The sequence below is a fragment of the Promicromonospora noduliphila genome, from assembly GCF_056951025.1.
The window spans coordinates 5,566,082-5,583,297 of sequence record NZ_CM167806.1; the positions used below are offsets into that span (position 1 = coordinate 5,566,082).

Below are 17,216 nucleotides of genomic sequence, written 5' to 3' on the forward strand. Positions count from 1 at the left end.
TTCGGTCGCTTGCCTCGAGATCGGTCCATTAAACGACCGATCTCAGGACAGGCGACCGAAGTCACGCCAGAGCCGCAGGCAACTGACCGACCTGTGCAAAGGACCAAAGTCGCCCCAAGGTCCAGGCTTCCAGCCCAGTCAGCGCGCCTGCAGCACCCCGTCGTCGTCCAGCCAGACCTGAACCCGGCGCCGCCACGCGTCGTCCGGCCTGGGGAAGTCCGTGCGGTAGTGGCCGCCGCGGGTCTCCTCCCGCAGCCACGCCGCGCGGGTCAGGGCGCGCGCGACCAGGTGGACGTTGGTCGTCTCCCACTCGGCGGCCTGGGGCTCGGCCACCACCTCTGCCGCCAGGTGCGCATCGGCCCGGACGGCGCCGAGCCGCTCGTCCACCTCGGCCAGCGACCGCGCCGACCGGATCACGCCCGAGCCGGCGGAGGTCACCTTCTGGATCCGCGACCGGGCGGCGGCTGCCACCAGCGCGGAGCCGCCGGGACGGTCCTCCGGCTCCCCCGGCTTGAGCTCGCCGGCGTCGAACCGCTCCGCGACGTCGCGCGCCGCGCGCGAGGCGAACACAACGCCTTCGAGCAGCGAGTTCGACGCGAGCCGGTTCGCGCCGTGCACACCGGTGCACGCGACCTCGCCCACCGCGTACAGCCCGTCCACGGACGACCGCCCGTCGAGGTCGGTCACCACGCCGCCCGAGTGGTAGTGCTGCGCGGGTGCGACGGGCACCGGCTCCTCCGACCAGTCGATGCCCGCCTCCAGCAGCCGCTGGTTGATCGTCGGGAACCGCGTGCGCAGGAACTCCCGGCCGAGGCGGCGGGCGTCGAGCAGCACGTTGTCCGCGCCCGTGGCGGCCATCTGCCGCACTATCGCGTGCGCGACGACGTCGCGCGGCGCCAGCTCGGCCATCTCGTGCACGCCGGGCATGAACCGGCGGCCGTTGACGTCGAGCAGCAGCGCGCCCTCGCCGCGCACGGCCTCCGAGATGAGCGGGAGCTGCCCCTTGGCACCCGAGCCGAGCCACAGGACCGTCGGGTGGAACTGCACGAACTCCAGGTCGCCCAGCACCGCGCCGGCCCTCAGGGCCGCGGCGATGCCGTCGCCCGTCGCGCCGGCCGGATTGGTCGAGGACCGGAAGACCTGCCCGATCCCGCCCGTGGCCAGGACGACGGCGGGCGCAAGGACCGCGCCGACGCCGTCGCGCGAGCCCGTACCGCGCACGTGCAGGGTGACGCCGCAGGCGCGCGTCGTGCCGTCAGGCTCGGGGGCGGTGGTCAGCACGTCCAGCACCAGGGCGTTCTCCACCACCTCGATCCCCGGGTCGTGCCGCACCGCCTCGATCTGCGCGACCAGCGCGCGGGAGATCTCCGCGCCCGTGGCGTCCCCGCCGGCGTGCGCGATGCGGTCGGCGTGGTGGCCGCCCTCCCGGGTGAGCGCGATATCGCCGTCGGCCGCCTTGTCGAAGACCGCGCCCCGGGCCACCAGCTCGCGGACGCGCGCCGGACCCTCGGTGACCAGCACCTGCACGGCCTCCGGGTCGGACAGGCCGCCGCCCGCGGCGAGCGTGTCGGCCAGGTGCGCCTCGGGCGAGTCGGACGGGTCGAGCGCGGCGGCGATGCCGCCCTGGGCCCACACGGTGGACCCGGACGACAGCTCGCCCTTGGTCACGAGCACCACCCGCGGCACGCGGGTACGCAGCTCGAGCGCCGCCGTCAGGCCCGCGATCCCCGAGCCGACGACGACCGCGTCGGCCTCGGCGGTCCAGCCCGGCGCCGGCGCGGCGAGGGAACGTGCGACGCGCGGACCCGGACCAGGGGTCGGGCTCACGCGCGGCCCGACGCCGTGCGTACCAGCCCGGCGTGCTGGAACGGCTCGATCGGCAGGCCGCTCTCCTCCAGGCCGTACCCGTCCGGCACGTGCCCCGGCTCGTCGTTGATCTCGACGATGCGGTTCTTCTCGTCCACGAACACGACGTTCGGCAGGAAGGTCCGCGCGTCGTGGTCCGAGAGCATGCCGTACCCGATGAGGATGACGACGTCGCCCGGGCTGACCAGGTGGGCGGCGGCGCCGTTGATGCAGATCTGGCCGGAGCCGGGCTCGCCGGGGATCACGTAGGTGGTCAGCCGGGCGCCGTTGGTGACGTCGACGACGTCGACCTGCTGGCCGGGGACCAGGTCCGCCGCGTCGAGCAGGTCGGCGTCCACGGTGATGGACCCGACGTAGTGCAGGTCCGCCTGCGTGACGGTGGCGCGGTGGATCTTCGCGATCATCATGGGCCGCTGCAGCGAGGCGGGGCGGCCGACGGGCGGACGGTGCGGGGTGGAGCTCATGGTGCTACCTCTGGATCTCGGGCGAGACCTCGACGGCCTGGTTGTCGATCAGGCGGGTGCTACCCACCCGTGCGGCCACGAGCAGCAGCGCGCGGCCGGAGAAGTCGCCGGGGACCGCGTCCACGGTCACCGGGTCGACGAGCGCCAGATAGTCGATCACGACGCCTTCCGCCCCGTCCAGGACCTGCCGCGCGGCGTTGATCACACCCGTCGCACCCTGGCCCGCCGCGGCCGCCCCCGCGCGCAGTGCGCGCGACAGGGCAAGGGCCCGCTCGCGCTCGTCCGCCGACAGGTACGCGTTGCGCGAGGACAGGGCGAGCCCGTCGCTCTCACGCACGGTCGGCACCCCGACCACCTCGACCGGCACGTCCAGGTCCCGCACCATGCGGCGCACGGCAAGGAGCTGCTGCGCGTCCTTCTCGCCGAACAGCGCGACGTCGGGCCGCACCAGGTGCATCAGCTTGAGCACCACGGTGAGCACACCGTCCAGGTGCCCGGGCCGGTGCTCGCCCTCCAGCACCTCGCCGATCCGCCCGGCCGACACCCGCACCACGGGGTCGCCGTCCGGGTAGACGACGTCGGGCGTGGGCGCGAACACGACGTCGGCCCCGACGCCCGCGAGCTTGGCGACGTCGCCGTCCAGGTCGCGCGGGTAGGTGTCGAGGTCCTCGCCCGCACCGAACTGCAGCGGGTTCACGAAGATGGTGACGACCACCTGCCCGTTCGGGCCGGCCTCCGCGCGCGCCCTGCGCACGAGCTCCAGGTGGCCCTCGTGCAGCGCGCCCATGGTCATGACGACGGCGCGCTGCGCGGGCGCGGTCTCCGGTGCGGCCAGGGGGCCCGCGACGGCCCACCGCATCTGGGCGTCCCGCAGCTCGGCGCGGGTGCGGACCACCAGCGGGGTGCGCTGCGCCGCATCGGTAGTGATCTCGGTGGTCACTGCGTCTTCCTTCCTGCGCGCGACTCCCCGGTCGCGCCGTCCAGCGCGTCCAGCAGCGCCTGCGCCGCGGAGTCGTCGATGCGGTGGCTCGCCAGTGCGCGGCGTGTGGCCCCGCGGGCGAGCTCGGTGTAGCTGCCCGGCACGTCGGTGGCGCCGCTGGCCGCCGCGAACGTGCTCAGCTCGGTCAGGTGGCGGCGCACGGTGCCGACGTCGCCGCGGGACACCGGCCCGGTGAGCGCAGAGATCGCGCCGGGGCCGACGCCGTCGCGCACGTCCGCCGACCGCGTCGCCGACTCGAGGGCGGCCGTGAGCAGCGGGCCGAGCATCCGGCCGGGCGCCTCGACCCCCGCGGCCTCCAACGCCTCCGCGGCCTGCGCGACGAGCACCACGAGGTGGTTCGCGCCGTGCGCGAGGGCCGCGTGGTAGAGGCCGCGGGCCTGCTCGTCCACGACCACCGGCTCGCCGCCGATCTCGACCACGAGCGCCTGCCCGATGGGCAGCACGGGCGCCGGCGCCGTCACGGCGAACGTGCAGCCCTCCAGGCGCGCCAGGTCCAGGCTCGTCCCGGTGAAGGTCATGGCGGGATGGATGGCGAGCGGAATCGCGCCCCCCAGCCGGGCGGGCTCCAGGACGGCGGTCCCGTAGCGGCCGGACGTGTGGATCGCGAGCTGCCCCGGCTGCCAGGCCCCGGTGTCGGCGAGGCCGGCGACCAGGGGGCCAAGGGCGTCGTCGGGCACCGCGAGGAGGACCAGCTCGGCCCTCTCCACGACGTCGGGCACCTCCAGGTTGGGGACGCCCGGCAGGAGCGTCTCGATGCGTTCCCGCGAGTCCTCCGAGATGCCGCTCGCACCCACGACGGCGTGGCCCGCCGCGCGCAGCGCGTTGCCGAGTACCGCGCCGACGCGCCCGGCACCGACCACGCCGACGCCCAGCCGGCCGGGCCGGCTGCCCGGCTCGTCGGGATCACTCACCCTGTCTCTCCATCCAGCGTTCGGGCCCCGCCGTCGCGCGCGCCGTGCGGGCGCGCAGAGCCTGCTCCGCCATGAGGCGCGCGGCATCGGCGGTGTCGAGGTGCGGCACCTCAGGGTGCACCGGACCCTGCGTGGAGTGCACCTGGAACGAGGCGACGCCCAGCCGGCGCTGCCACGGGCCCTGGCTCAGGCCCAGCGACTGCGTCCGCTCGTGCGGCACCACGTCGAGGATCTTCACCAGGCGGCCCCTGCGCAGCAGGAGCGCGCGCCCGGTCACCGTGAAGCCGTTGCGCCGCCAGGCCACCGGATCGAGGATGCGTGTGCGCCGGGGTGCGGAGACGTAGGCGCTCTCCGCCCGCGAGTCGCCGTCGAGGCCCGCGTCGAGGACGCGCCGCGGCTCGTCGACGCCGAGGTCGGGCAGCACGAGGGACAGCACGGTCAGCGCCTCCTCGCGGGTGCCGACGGGCAGCAGCACGCTGCTCTTCTCCTCGCTCTCGCCGCCGTAGCCGGCGACGTTCACCTGCACCCGCCACCAGTCGCGGCCGCGCCACAGCACGCTCTGCACCAGGCGGACCGCCTGCACCCGGCCGGGCGGGATGGTCTGGGAGCGCGTCTCCAGCATGCCGTGCCGCAGGCGGACGCCGTCGGGCGAGATGGCGACGCGGAAGTCGAACTCGCCGGTCAGGCGGCTGAACAGGTACCCGCCCGCGCCCAGCACGGCGGGCAGCGACGCGGACATCACGGCGAACTCGCCGGTGACGACCATGATCACAAGGACCGCGAGGGCCCAGACCAAGAGCGTGATCGTCGCGCCGGAGCGCAGCACCGAGGCGATCAGGCGGCCGAGGGGCACCGTGAGGACGGGCACCTGCGGTGCTTCGAGGCTGGCCGCGGGGACCGGTTGGGCCGCGCCGGCCCCCGGCTGATCGGCCGGCACGACGGCGTCCTGCGGCCCGCCCGGCGCTCCGGCCTGCGGAGCGGACTCCGGCCTGTCGGAGCGGGCGTCGGCCGCCGGGCCCGCCGTAGCGACCTTGAGCCCCGCCGCACGGGCGAGGAGCTCCGCGCGCAGCGCGTCGGCGTCGGACCCCTTGAGGAAGCCGATGGCGACGCCGGAGTCCGTGCCGCCCGCCGTCTCCAGCGTGAGCTCGCACAGACCGAAGAACCGGGCCACGAGGGGCTGGCGGATGTCGACCGACTGCAGCCGGTCCAGGCGTGCGTGCCGCTGCTGGCGGAACAGGATGCCGCGCCGCAGGTGCACCGCCTCCTCGCCGATGGCGTAGGTGGTCATACGCCAGGCCAGCGTCGAGTAGCCCCAGCCGACGAGCGCGATGGCGGCGAGCGCGGCGAGCAGGGTCCACCAGTAGTCGCTGGACACGAGCGCGATCAGGCCGCCGCGCGGCCCGCCCTCCAGGCTCTGCTGGCCCAGGATCACGACGGCGGCGCCGACCACCGCCCAGCCCCGGACCAGCGGGGTGACCGGGTGGACGCGCCGCCACACGAGCTCCTCGTGCTCGGCCGGGCCGGCCTCGGGTGGCTGACCAGGTTCGCGCGGCTGGCCGGTCTCGGCCGGTCGGCCGGGCTCGGCCGGGCCGGTCTCGCCGAGACCCGGCTCCCGCTTGTCGAGGCCGTGCTCGGGCGTGCTCACAGCCCCGCCAGCCGGGCCTCACCGCGGGACGCGAGGCGGTCGCGCAGGCGCGCCGCCTCGTCCGGGGGCAGGCCGGGGATCTGGGCGTCCGTGCCGACGGAGGCCGTGTGGAGCTGCACCTTCGCCAGGCCCAGCCGGCGGTCCAGCGGCCCCGCCTCCACGTCCACGTACTGCATGCGGCCGTACGGCACCACGACCATCGACTTGAACATGACGCCCTTGCGGATGAGGAGGTCGTCGTCGCGCTCGGCGTAGCCGATGGCCCTGACCTGGCGCGGGACCAGGATGATCGACCACACCAGGAACACCGCGGGGACACCGGCGAGGATCCAGAACCACGGGCCGACGGTGAGGGCGAGCACGACACCGACGACCAGCGGTATCCCGAGGCTGATGCTGCCCGGGACCAGCCGGGCCGTCACGAGCCGCGGGGACACGCGGTTCCAGGTCACGTCGTGCGGTTCGAAAGGGCTGGTCATGATGGCCATTGTTCCGCAGTGGGCAAGTGCTGGGTAGCGAGGGCCTCAGGCCGGGGCCGGGGACTCGCCCTCGTCCGAGGTGGCGCGGTCCTTGTCCGACGGCGGCAGCTCGCAGAACTTCTCCACGATCAGGCCCACCACGGAGAGGACTATCGAGCACAGCACGGCGATCCCCGCCGCGATGGCGCGGTCACGGCGCGGCTCGATCGCGAGGTCGCCCAGCACCACCAGCACCTGCGCCAGGTACCAGCCGCCGAGCAGCGCACCGGTCAGCGCGGCGGCCTTGGCCAGGACGAGCGTGCGGGCGGCGCGGATGCCGTCGAGGGACGGCCGCTTGCCCTTCTGGTACGCGCGCACGGCCCACCCCGACCAGAACACCGCTCCGGCCAGCGCGAGGATCGCGACGTCGACCAGCCAGGGCACGACCGGCAGATAGACGCTTCGGGACTCCAGGGCGTGCAGCACGAGCCAGCCGACGATCGCGACGGCCACGAGGACTGCGATCAGGGACCCGACCGGAGTTCGGCGCATGTCAGACGTCGCGCCCCCGCTCGTCCCGGACCGGCCCCCACGCGGGGACCGAGTCGATCGGGCCGTCCGCCCCCTGCGCCTGCTGACCGTTGGCGTAGCCAGGCACGCGGATCACCGTGTGGTCGCTGTCGTAGGCGTTCGGGTGGCCGTTGGCCTGGCCGTTCTGGACCTGACCGTTCGGGGCGTGACCGTTCTGCGCCGAGCCGGGCACGCCGTTCGTCGGCGTGTTGACCGGGGCGAACACCGGGGTCGCCTGCTCCTGCTGGCCGCCGCCGTTCACCGGCGGGAACGGGTTCGCCTGTTGCTGGCGCGACGGGTTGACCGGCGCGAACACCGGCTTGGCCGGCGCGGCCGACGCCGGGGGCAGCGGCTCGTGCTCCGGCACCTCGTGCGCCGTGTCCCGGACCGCGCGGGGCGCGATGGGCCCGGGCGGGGCCGGCACGAGGGCCTCCTCGGGCGGCGGCACGGCCGACCCGGTGCCCGGCATCCCCGCCGACGGCGGCGTCCGGGACGTCAGCGGCGCCCCCTGTGCCGCCTGCTGCGGGATCGGCACGGAGCCGCCGCCCGAGCCGGGCAGCGACCCGCTCGTGTAGCCCTGCGGGTGGGCGGCACCCGGGAAGGCCTCCGGCTGCGGGCCTGCGCCTGCGCCCTGGGGCTGAGCCTCCATGCTCGCCTGGCCGCTGTGGTGCGTCTGCGGGTGACCACCGCCCGGCACCTCGACCACCGGACCGCCCGGTGAGGCCTGCGGGCGCCCGCTCGGCGGGAGGGACGGGGGCAGCGCGGGCGGCATCTCGGCCACGTGCGCGTCCTGCCCGCCGCCGTCCGGCACGGTCGGGTCGCTCGCGGGGGCGCCGCCGCCCTGCTCCGGCTCCGGGTCGGTCAGCCAGTCGAGGGCGAGCCAGCGGATGCCGGTCCGGTCGGGCGCCGTCGCCGCGAGCTGGGCCACCGGGCCGCCGCCCAGGCCGGGCAGCACGGCCTCCGGCGCGATCTGCGACCAGGGTTCCAGGACGAACGCGCGCTCGTGCGCGCGCGGGTGCGGGATCTCCAGGTCCTCCGCGGAGTCGGTCAGCGTGCCGTAGGTGATCAGGTCGACGTCGAGCGTCCGCGCACCCCAGCGCTCGTCACGGGTGCGGCCGTGCACGTTCTCGACCTCCAGGCAGGCCTGCAGCAGCTCGCGCGCGGAGAGCGTCGTGCGGCCCAGCAGCACCGCGTTCAGGTAGTCGGGCTGGTCCTCCGGACCGCCGACGGCGGCCGTGCGCGCCAGCGGCGACACGTCGGTGATCTGCAGGCCCGGCACCCGGTCCAGCTCGCCGACGGCGGACCGCATGGTCGCCTGGGGGTCACCGAGGTTGGCGCCGATCGCGATGACCACGTCGACGGACCCGGCGGGCACCTCGTCGAACCGGTCGCGCGGCTCGGGCTGGTACTGCTGCTCCTGTGCGTACTGCTCCGGCGCGTAGGCCTGCTCCGGCTGCCCGACGGCGGAGTCGGGCACCGCCGCGGTCACCCGAGTCGGCTCCAGGTCGCCCTGCTCGTACCGCTGCTGCTCGAACATCTGGTCGTACTGGTTCTGCTGCTGCTCGAACTGCTGCTGGTCGAAGCCCTGCTGGGCCTGGTCGAACGGCTGGTAGGGCTGCTCGGGCTGCTGCTCCGGCTGGCGCGCGAACTGGTCGTACGGCTGCTGCTCGAAGCCGGCCCGCTGATCCAGGCCGGTCCGCTGGTCGAGGCCTTGCCGCTGGTCCAAGCCCTGTCGCTGGTCCAGGCCCTGGGCCGACTCGTACTGCTGGACCGGCTCGAAGGCCGGCTCCGGCTGGAACTGCTCCGCGGGCTGGAACGGCTCCTCCGCCTGGAACTGCTCGGTCGGCTGGAACTGCTCCGTGGGCTGGAACTGCTCACCGGCCTGGAACTGCCCCTCAGGGGGAAACACGGGCTCCTTGCCGAGCTCCCGCAGCTCGGGCTGGGCCGGAGCCTCGGCCTGCAGCTCCCACGTCGCGGGGATCACCTGGAGCGGCTCGGGCGCGATGAGCTCGGGCGCCGGGAGCGGCTCCGGCTCCTCCGCCGCCGGGCGGGGAACGGGCTGGAAGTCCTGCGGCTCGGGCTGGGCGGCGAACGCCGCGCCGTCGGACCCGCCGCGCGGCTGCTCCGCCACGTCGTTCCACGGTTCGAGGGGCGGCGGCCCCGTCGGGAACACCTCGGCCTGCTCGGCCGGGGCGGGCTCCACCGGCGTGGCGAGCGCGGCGGCGGCCTGCGCCTCGCCACCGGGCGCCGTGACGACGGGCATCCGGAGGCGGTCGCGGCGGATCGCCACCTCGACGTCGGCGAACGGCACCGGGATGGGTGCCTGCGGCTTGTGCACGCGCACGTCGACGGCCTCGACCTGCGGCCGGGCCAGGATCGCCGCGGCGATGCGCTCCGCCACCGTCTCGACGAGGTCGGCGGGCTCACCCGTGAGGATGTCGTGCACGTCCTTGGCCACGTCCGCGTAGCTCACCGTCTGCGCCAGGTCGTCGCCGGCGGCCGCCGGGCGGGTGTCCAGGTACAGCACGACGTCGGCCCGGAACTCCTGGCCGGTCTGTCGCTCCGACGGCAGCGCACCGTGGTACCCCCGCGCGCTCACGCCGCTGAGCTGGATCTGGTCCAGCGAGCGGCCGTCCGGGCCTGTGACACCCGTTCCGAACGCTGTGGTCACCGTGGTCCTCCCCCGTCGTCTGTGCGTGCACCGGAATCCTGCCAGGTCGGCATGTCTTGTCCCCCGGCCGTCCACGATTCTGTGGTCAAGGCCACGGTGGAAGTCAATGCCCCCTGTGCGGATCGGGGAGAGGTCTGCGACGACCCTACCTGCGTCGCGCCGGCGGCGGCGCTCCACGCGGCGGCCACCTTGACGGCGTCGGCGCTCGCCCGGACGGTGTGCACGCGCACGCACCACGCGCCCGCGGCGGCCGACAGGGCCGAGATAGCGGCCGTCGCGTCGTCCCTGGCGCGCGGCGGCGCCGGATGCCCCGCCGGGTCGGCGAGCAGGTGGCCGAGGAACCGCTTGCGGGACGCACCGACGAGCACCGGGCGGCCCAGCCCGTGCAGCGCGTCGAGATGGGCCAGCAGCGGCCAGTTCAGCACCCCGGCCTTGCTGAAGCCGAGTCCCGGGTCGACGATCACCTGCTCGGGCCGCACCCCGCCGTCGTGCAGGGCGGCCAGGCGGGCGGCGAGCTCGTCGCGGACGTCGGCCACGACGTCGTCGTACACCTCAAGGTCGTCCATGACGTCCGCGTGCCCGCGCCAGTGCATCGCCACGTACGCCGCGCCCGTCTCGGCCACGACGCCGGCCATCTCGGGGTCGGCGAGGCCGCCGGAGACGTCGTTCACGATGCGCGCCCCCGCCGCCACCGCCCGCTCGGCGACGGCGGCACGCGTGGTGTCGACGCTCACGATGGCGCCGTGGCCGGCGAGCTGCTCGATCACGGGCAGCACGCGCGCCAGCTCCTGGTCCTGCGGCACGCGCACCGACCCGGGCCGGGTGGACTCGCCGCCCACGTCCAGGATGTCGGCGCCCTCGCCGAGCAGCTCCAGCCCGTGCGCGACGGCGGCCGACGGCTCGAACCACTCGCCGCCGTCCGAGAACGAGTCGGGGGTGACGTTCACGACGCCCATCACGAGGGTGCGGCCGACGCCGGAGAGCTCCGGCAGGCCGAGCACCGGGGCGTCCCTGGTGGGGTGGCGCACGGCAGAAGCCACGGTCACTTCCCGATGATGAGGCTCATCGCCTCGGCTCGCGTGGCGGCGTCCCGCATCACACCGCGCACCGCGGAGGTGACGGTGCGCGAGCCGGGCTTGCGCACGCCGCGCATGGACATGCACAGGTGCTCGCACTCGACCACCACGAGCACGCCGCGCGGCTCGAGCAGCTCCACCAGGGAGTCAGCGATCTGGGTGGTCATCCGCTCCTGGACCTGCGGGCGCCGGGCGTAGACCTCGACCAGGCGCGCCAGCTTGCTCAGCCCCGTGATCCGGCCGTCCACGTTCGGGATGTACCCCACGTGCGCGACGCCGTGGAACGGCACCAGGTGGTGCTCGCAGGTCGAGTACACCTCGATGTCCTTGACCAGCACCATCTCCTCGTGCCCGAGGTCGAAGGTGGTGGTCAGCACGTCCTCCGGCTCCTGCCGCAGCCCCGCGAAGATCTCCCGGTACGCGCGGGCCACGCGCGCGGGCGTCTCGCGCAGGCCCTCCCGTTCGGGATCCTCGCCGACGGCGAGGAGGAACTCGCGCACCGCGGCCTCTGCCCGTGCGGCGTCGTACGGCGGAACGTCCGCCGCGCGCCGCGCGGGCGTCGAAACGGGGATGGTGGACCTGTCGGTCATCGTGGTGCTCCGGTCCTCGTTGCTGCCCGGGCTCGGCACTGCCGACCCGGGCCGTGTCACTCAGTTCGGCGGGTCCGCCGGCCCGTTGTCCGACGGCGTGGCCGTGTCCAGCACCGCCTCGTCCTGCGGCACGACGGTGGTGTGCCCGTTCTGCTGCGCCGCCAGCTCCTTGGCCGTCATGACCGGCCCGCGCGTGTGCACGGTGCGCTGCTCGCTGGACAGCCAGACGTCGCGCGCGGGGCGCTTCTCGACGGGTCCGAAGACCTCCTCGAGCTCCTTCTGGTTCAGCGTCTCCTTGTCCAGCAGGCGCAGCACCAGGTCGTCGAGCACGTCGCGGTACTGGGTCAGCACCTCCCACGCCTCGTCGTGCGCCGCCTCGACGAGCTTGCGCACCTCCTCGTCGATCGTGCCTGCGACCGACTCGGAGTAGTCCCGCTCGTGGCCGTAGTCGCGGCCGAGGAACGGCTCGCCGTTGCTCGTACCGAGCTTGATGGCGCCGACGCGCTCGCTCATGCCGTACTCGGTGACCATCTTGCGCGCGATGGCGGAGGCCTTCTCGATGTCGTTCGAGGCGCCGGTGGTGGGGTCGTGGAACACGATCTCCTCGGCCACACGGCCGCCCATCGCGTACGCGAGCTGGTCCAGCAGCTCGTTGCGCGTCGTCGAGTACTTGTCCTCGAGCGGCATGACCATCGTGTAGCCCAGCGCCCGGCCGCGCGGCAGGATCGTCACCTTGGTGACGGGGTCCGTGTACCGCATCGCCGCGGCCACCAGGGCGTGCCCGCCCTCGTGGTACGCGGTGATCTTCTGCTCCTTGGACTGCATCACGCGGGTGCGCTTCTGCGGGCCGGCCACCACGCGGTCGATGGCCTCGTCCAGCGCACGGTCGTCGATGAGCTGGGCGCCGCTGCGCGCTGTGAGCAGGGCGGCCTCGTTGAGCACGTTCGCCAGGTCCGCACCGGTGAAGCCGGGCGTACGGCGCGCGACGGCCGCCAGGTCGACGGAGTCGACCATGGGCTTGCCCTGCGCGTGCACCTTCAGGATCGCCTCGCGGCCCTTCAGGTCCGGCGCCTCGACGGCGACCTGGCGGTCGAACCGGCCCGGACGCAGCAGCGCCGGGTCGAGAATGTCGGGGCGGTTCGTCGCGGCGATGAGGATGACGTTCGTCTTGACGTCGAACCCGTCCATCTCGACGAGCATCTGGTTCAGCGTCTGCTCGCGCTCGTCGTGCCCGCCGCCCATGCCGGCACCGCGGTGGCGGCCGACGGCGTCGATCTCGTCCACGAAGATGATCGCGGGCGCGTTCTGCTTGGCCTGCTCGAACAGGTCGCGCACGCGGCTGGCGCCCACGCCGACGAACATCTCGACGAAGTCGGAGCCGGAGATCGAGTAGAACGGCACGCCCGCCTCGCCGGCGACGGCGCGCGCGATGAGGGTCTTGCCGGTACCGGGCGGGCCGTACAGCAGCACGCCCTTGGGGATCTTGGCGCCGACGGCCTGGAACTTGGCCGGCTCGGCGAGGAACTCCTTGATCTCCTGGAGCTCCTCCACGGCCTCGTCCGCGCCAGCGACGTCGGCGAAGGTCACCTGCGGCGTGTCCTTGCTGACCAGCTTGGCCCGGGACTTGCCGAAGCCCATGACCCGGTTGCCGCCGCCCTGCGCCCGCGACAGCAGGAACCAGAACACGACGCCGATCAGGAGGAACGGGATCAGCACCGACAGCATGGAGGACCAGAAGCTGGGCTGCGGCACCTCCGAGTCGAACCCGTCCGCCGGGGCGGACCGCACGATGGCGTTCTCGACCCGCTCACCCTGGGGCAGGGTGTAGAAGAACTCGACCGTCGTGCCGTGGTCGACCTCCTCGGCCGCGTCGCCCTCACCCTCGGTCGACCGGTACGGCCTGGAGAGCTCCAGCTCGACCCGCTGCTCGCCGTCGACCATGAGAGCGTGTTCGACCGTGCTGCCGCGCAGCAGCTCGATGCCCTGTGATGTCTCGATTCGCGAGACATTGGGCTGGTTCAGGGCCGAGATGGCCAGCGTCACCACGACCAGGGCGACCAGGATCCAGATGACGGGCCCACTCAGAAGCTTCTTGATGTTCATCGGCGACGGGGACCAGGCCCCGTTTCCCTCCGCTCGCGCAGTATGTTTCCGTCGAAACTACATGGTCTCCCTGGGAGGAGCCCCGGGTGTTCGCCCAGAGCATGTGATGCCTGGGCCACACCACGCCCGGACGCGACGAACCGTCCGGGACGGGTACCCGCGGCGTCGGGCCGCTGACCGGGTCAGCCGCCGTAGACGTGCGGTGCCAGGGTGGCAACGAACGGCAGGTTCCGATAGTTCTCGGCGTAGTCGAGCCCGTAGCCCACGACGAACTCGTTCGGGATGTCGTAACCGAGGTACTTCACGTCGACGTCGGCCTGCGCGGCGTCCGGCTTGCGCAGCATCGCGGCGATCTCGACGGACTCGGGGCCCCGCGAGCGCAGGTTCGACACCAGCCACGACAGCGTGAGACCCGAGTCGATGATGTCCTCGACGATGACGACGTTGCGCCCCGTCAGGTCGGCGTCCAGGTCCTTGAGGATGCGCACCACGCCGGACGACTTGGTGCCGGAGCCGTACGACGACACCGCCATCCAGTCCATCTGGATCGGGTGGTGCAGCCGGCGGGCCAGGTCGGCCATGACCATGACGGCGCCCTTGAGCACGCCGACCAGGAGCAGGTCCTTGCCCGCGTAGTCCGCGTCGATCTGGGCCGCCAGCTCGTCGACCTTCTTGGCGAGCTGCTCCTCGGAGAGCAGGATCTCTGCGATGTCGGGTCCGACGTCGGACTGGTCCACGGTCACTCCTGAGTTGTGCTGGGCGGCAGTGCGCCGGTCCAGCCGTCCGAGGTACCGGTCGGCGCGGCGCGCAGGAAAAGCCTGCCACACGCGCGACGGGCCTGTGCGCCGCCCGGCAGGTGGGCGGGGCCTTGACCGCTCCATGACACGACCAGGGCGTCGAGCGCGTCGACGTGCCGTGCTGTGGTGTCCGTCGCCGCACAGCCGACGGCAAGCGCGGCCAGGCGCAGCGCACGACGCCGGAGCGCAGGGTGGGCGTGTTCGAGGACCTCGATGTCGAGGGCGAGATCGTCGGGCGCCGGGGGTTCCGGGGCGCCTGCGGGGGCCTGGCCCCGGGCTGCTTGGGCGTGTGCTCCGGGGTCCGGCGTCGCTTGGTCCTGCGCCGCTCGGTCCGGCGTCGCTCGGTCCTGCGCCGCTTGGTCATGCGTCGCTCGGGCCGGGGCTGCCTGGTCCTGGCTTGCTTGGTCCTGCTGGTCCTGGCTTGCTTGGCGCTGCGCTGCGGCATCCCGCGCCGCCTGATCCTCCGCCGCCGCCCGAGCCCGCGCGAACAGGTCATGGGCGAGACCGTCGAGCAGGTCGGCGTCGTCCCGAAGCTGGTCCGCACTACGCCCCAGCGCCTCGACGACCCCGGGCCCCAGCGTCTCCTCCAGCACGGGCAGCACACGCCCCCGCACCCGCGACCGCAGCGGCACAAAGCCCACACGAGATCGGCCCATTGCCTCGCCCTGACCCCGAGATCGGTCCGTTGCCTCGAGATCGGTCCATCGATCGACCGATCTCGAGACAACCGACCGATCTCGCGAAACGGCATTCCCAGGTGACCGATTTCGCGAAGGGGCAGTGTCGTCCGGGAGGAGGTTGGTGGGGTCAGTCCAGAACTGGAGGCCCGATGCCGCGCACACCGCCTCGGTCTGCGCGCGCCGCAGCCCCAAGAACGGCCGGCGGAAGATCCCCCGCTCGCGCGGCATCCCGGCGAGGGACCGGGCGCCGGCGCCCCGGGCGAGCCCGAGCAGCACCTGTTCCGCCTGGTCGTCCAGGGTGTGCCCGAGCAGCACCAGCGCGGCCCCGGTCTCCCGGGCGACCGCTTCCAGCGCGGCATACCGAACCTCCCGGGCGGCAGCTTCGGGCCCCCCGAACGCGGGAACAGTGGCGTTCTCACCGCCCTGAGAGCGACCAAGCCCGCGCTCGGCGGCCCGAGACCCTCCACCGCCACCGACCGGGCCAACGGAAGAGCCACCCGCTGTGCCCGCAGAAGAGCCACCACCGGCAGGGCCAGCGGAAGAGCCGACACTCGCCGGGCCCGCAGATGAGCCGCCACCCGGTGAGCCGGCCGAAGAACCACCACCCGCCATGCCGGCGGAAGAGCCGCCACCCGCCGAACCGACAGACGAGCCACCACCGGCCGGGCCAACAGAAAAGCCGCCCCCGGCCCGGCCGCCGGAAGACCAGTCCGCCCGCCGGACCACCACCGGGTCCAGCCCCAGGCCGCGGCACTGCTCGGCCGCCCGCTCTGCGACGTCGGCGGATCCGGCCTGGAGCCCGTGGTCCACCACCACGGCACCAGCGCGCACGGCGTACCCGCGCGAGCGGACCGAGCGTCCGACCCGGCGGGCCTCGAACGCCACGGACGCGGCAAGGGCGAGGCTGTCCGCCCCGCCCGAGCAAGCCACCAGCACCAGGTCGTCCGCCCCGAGCCCGGCCAGCACGGCCCGGACGGCGTTCCGCGCCGCCGCGAGGGCAGGATCGACGCGGGCCACGGTCAAGCGCCCCCGGCGCCGGGCAGCCTGGCCCGCGCCCGGCCAGCGTCGGGCAGCGCGCCCCGCGCCCCGCTGGCGTCGGACAGCGTGACCCGCACCCTGCTGGCATCGGCCAGCGCGCCCCGCGCCCCGCTGACGCCGGACAACGTGACCCGCACCCCACTCGCCGTCCTCATCCGAGCACCCACTCCGGTCCCCATCCGAACACCCGCCTCAGTCCCCATTCGTGCACCCGCCTCATCCGTGCACCCGGCGCACCCAAGCCCGCGCGTCGGCGATCTCCCGGGCGGTCGGCAGGTTCTCCGGCGCCGCCCACACGGCGTTGAGCCCCTCGCGGCCCACGGCTCGCTCCACGGTCCGCACGAACGCCGCGCCGTCGCGGTACTGCGCGAGCTTGGCCTCCATGCCGAGCAGCTTCTGCACCACGATGTCGAAGGCGTTACGCCCCTCGCCGTCGCGCCGCCGCTCGAACCGCGCCCTGATGCGCCGCACGGACGGCACCACCCGCGGCCCGACGGCGTCCATCATCACGTCCGCGTGCCCCTCCAGGAGGGCCATGACCGCCGTGATGTCGGCGAGCTCGGCCTTCTGCTCGTGCGTGAGCAGACCGTCGAGGACGGTGCCGCCGCTGCCGCGCAGGGTGTCGAGCACGCTCCGCCCGATCATGACGATCTTCCGGTCGAACCGGGCCTTCGCCAGCTCCGCCGACGTCCGGGCCATGCCCGCGACCAGGCCGCGCGTGCGGCCCCTGAGGTGCCCGGCCAGCCACGGCGCCGCGGCGAACTGCAGGGCGTGCGTCTGCTCGTGCAGGCAGACCCACAGCCGGAAGTCCCGCACCGGCACGTGCAGGGCGCGCTCGGCCTGCAGCACGTTGGGCGCCACCAGGAGCAGCCGGCCAGACCCGGAGTACGGGTCGAACTGCCCCAGCACCCGCCCGCTGAGCAGCGCGAGGACGGCCCCGATCTCGGCGGCGCCCGCCATCTGGGCGCCGGGCGACGTGGCCGCCTTCGACACCTCGGCCACGACCGCGCCGATCCCGTCCGTCATGGCGGCCATCGACCGCGTGTTCGCGCGGGCCCAGGTCGCGCGGTCCACCACGGCCACGGGGCTCAGCGTCGTGCCGCCCCTGAGCCACGGATTCTCCCCCGGCCCGCCGTCCCCGGCCCGCGGGGCCGGCACCATCCGCGTCGTCTCCAGCACGTGGCCGACGGCGTCGCCCGCCGCCGTCCGCAGACCGCTCACCAGGGCGTCGAGCTCGTCGCGCGGCGCCTGCGGCCCGGGCGGGGCAAGGCGCGCGGCGATCTGTGCTGCCGCCGACCAGTCGACGACCTGGGGGGCTGTGGAGGCCTGGGTCACCGGACCACGGTA

At 74.1% G+C, this 17,216-nt stretch carries 15 protein-coding genes and 2 pseudogenes; all 17 read right to left on the reverse strand.

Annotation, left to right across the window (positions count from 1 at the left end; all coding sequences use genetic code 11):
* Nucleotides 1-138: 138 nt before the first annotated feature.
* The 17 genes and pseudogenes from AC0QU1_RS24225 to AC0QU1_RS24305 all read right to left on the reverse strand — a co-directional run bounded on the left by AC0QU1_RS24225 (nt 139) and on the right by AC0QU1_RS24305 (nt 17,204).
* Entirely contained in the window at nt 139-1,827 is a 1,689-nt protein-coding gene (locus AC0QU1_RS24225) for an L-aspartate oxidase (protein WP_483573063.1), read from the reverse strand.
* On the reverse strand, nt 1,824-2,330 hold the full coding sequence (gene panD / locus AC0QU1_RS24230) for an aspartate 1-decarboxylase (protein WP_483573065.1): 507 nt from the start codon (nt 2,328-2,330) through the stop codon (nt 1,824-1,826). The genes AC0QU1_RS24225 and panD overlap by 4 nt, the downstream gene beginning before the upstream one ends.
* Nucleotides 2,331-2,334: 4 nt before the next feature.
* The gene (gene panC / locus AC0QU1_RS24235) at nt 2,335-3,270 is read right to left on the reverse strand and encodes a pantoate--beta-alanine ligase (RefSeq protein WP_483573067.1); all 936 of its coding nucleotides are present in this window, start codon (nt 3,268-3,270) and stop codon (nt 2,335-2,337) included.
* The gene (locus AC0QU1_RS24240; RefSeq protein WP_483573068.1) at nt 3,267-4,241 is read right to left on the reverse strand and encodes a Rossmann-like and DUF2520 domain-containing protein; all 975 of its coding nucleotides are present in this window, start codon (nt 4,239-4,241) and stop codon (nt 3,267-3,269) included. Before AC0QU1_RS24240 ends, panC begins: the two co-directional genes overlap by 4 nt.
* Nucleotides 4,234-5,886, reverse strand: a complete 1,653-nt coding sequence (locus AC0QU1_RS24245; protein ID WP_483573069.1) for a PH domain-containing protein — start codon at nt 5,884-5,886, stop codon at nt 4,234-4,236. Before AC0QU1_RS24245 ends, AC0QU1_RS24240 begins: the two co-directional genes overlap by 8 nt.
* Complete coding sequence (locus tag AC0QU1_RS24250) at nt 5,883-6,374, reverse strand: PH domain-containing protein (RefSeq protein ID WP_483573071.1); 492 nt, start codon at nt 6,372-6,374, stop codon at nt 5,883-5,885. Before AC0QU1_RS24250 ends, AC0QU1_RS24245 begins: the two co-directional genes overlap by 4 nt.
* A gap of 36 nt (nt 6,375-6,410) precedes the next feature.
* Entirely contained in the window at nt 6,411-6,896 is a 486-nt protein-coding gene (locus AC0QU1_RS24255; protein WP_483573072.1) for a DUF3180 domain-containing protein, read from the reverse strand.
* A gap of 1 nt (nt 6,897) precedes the next feature.
* The gene (folK, locus tag AC0QU1_RS24260; protein WP_483573074.1) at nt 6,898-9,585 is read right to left on the reverse strand and encodes a 2-amino-4-hydroxy-6-hydroxymethyldihydropteridine diphosphokinase; all 2,688 of its coding nucleotides are present in this window, start codon (nt 9,583-9,585) and stop codon (nt 6,898-6,900) included.
* Entirely contained in the window at nt 9,582-10,541 is a 960-nt protein-coding gene (gene folP / locus AC0QU1_RS24265) for a dihydropteroate synthase (protein ID WP_483576799.1), read from the reverse strand. Before folP ends, folK begins: the two co-directional genes overlap by 4 nt.
* Before the next feature lie 86 nt (nt 10,542-10,627).
* Complete coding sequence (folE, locus tag AC0QU1_RS24270; protein ID WP_483573075.1) at nt 10,628-11,251, reverse strand: GTP cyclohydrolase I FolE; 624 nt, start codon at nt 11,249-11,251, stop codon at nt 10,628-10,630.
* Nucleotides 11,252-11,311: 60 nt separating this feature from the next.
* Nucleotides 11,312-13,354: an ATP-dependent zinc metalloprotease FtsH gene (gene ftsH / locus AC0QU1_RS24275; RefSeq protein ID WP_483573076.1), complete on the reverse strand. Its 2,043-nt coding sequence runs from the start codon at nt 13,352-13,354 to the stop codon at nt 11,312-11,314.
* A gap of 182 nt (nt 13,355-13,536) precedes the next feature.
* Nucleotides 13,537-14,091 (reverse strand): hypoxanthine phosphoribosyltransferase, encoded by a 555-nt coding sequence (hpt, locus tag AC0QU1_RS24280; RefSeq protein WP_483573077.1) that lies wholly within the window; start codon nt 14,089-14,091, stop codon nt 13,537-13,539.
* Between the two features lie 2 nt (nt 14,092-14,093).
* Entirely contained in the window at nt 14,094-14,666 is a 573-nt protein-coding gene (locus AC0QU1_RS24285; RefSeq protein ID WP_483576800.1) for a TilS substrate-binding domain-containing protein, read from the reverse strand.
* Nucleotides 14,660-15,224: pseudogene (locus tag AC0QU1_RS24290) on the reverse strand (tRNA lysidine(34) synthetase); the annotation flags it as partial. The gene AC0QU1_RS24285 and the pseudogene AC0QU1_RS24290, both read right to left, overlap by 7 nt.
* A 309-nt stretch (nt 15,225-15,533) precedes the next feature.
* Nucleotides 15,534-15,848 (reverse strand): annotated as a pseudogene (locus AC0QU1_RS24295) (PP-loop family protein); the annotation flags it as partial.
* 2 nt (nt 15,849-15,850) lie between these two features.
* Nucleotides 15,851-16,024: a hypothetical protein gene (locus AC0QU1_RS24300; RefSeq protein ID WP_483573079.1), complete on the reverse strand. Its 174-nt coding sequence runs from the start codon at nt 16,022-16,024 to the stop codon at nt 15,851-15,853.
* A 61-nt stretch (nt 16,025-16,085) separates the two neighbouring features.
* Nucleotides 16,086-17,204 (reverse strand): zinc-dependent metalloprotease, encoded by a 1,119-nt coding sequence (locus AC0QU1_RS24305; RefSeq protein ID WP_483573081.1) that lies wholly within the window; start codon nt 17,202-17,204, stop codon nt 16,086-16,088.
* Nucleotides 17,205-17,216 lie beyond the last annotated feature (12 nt).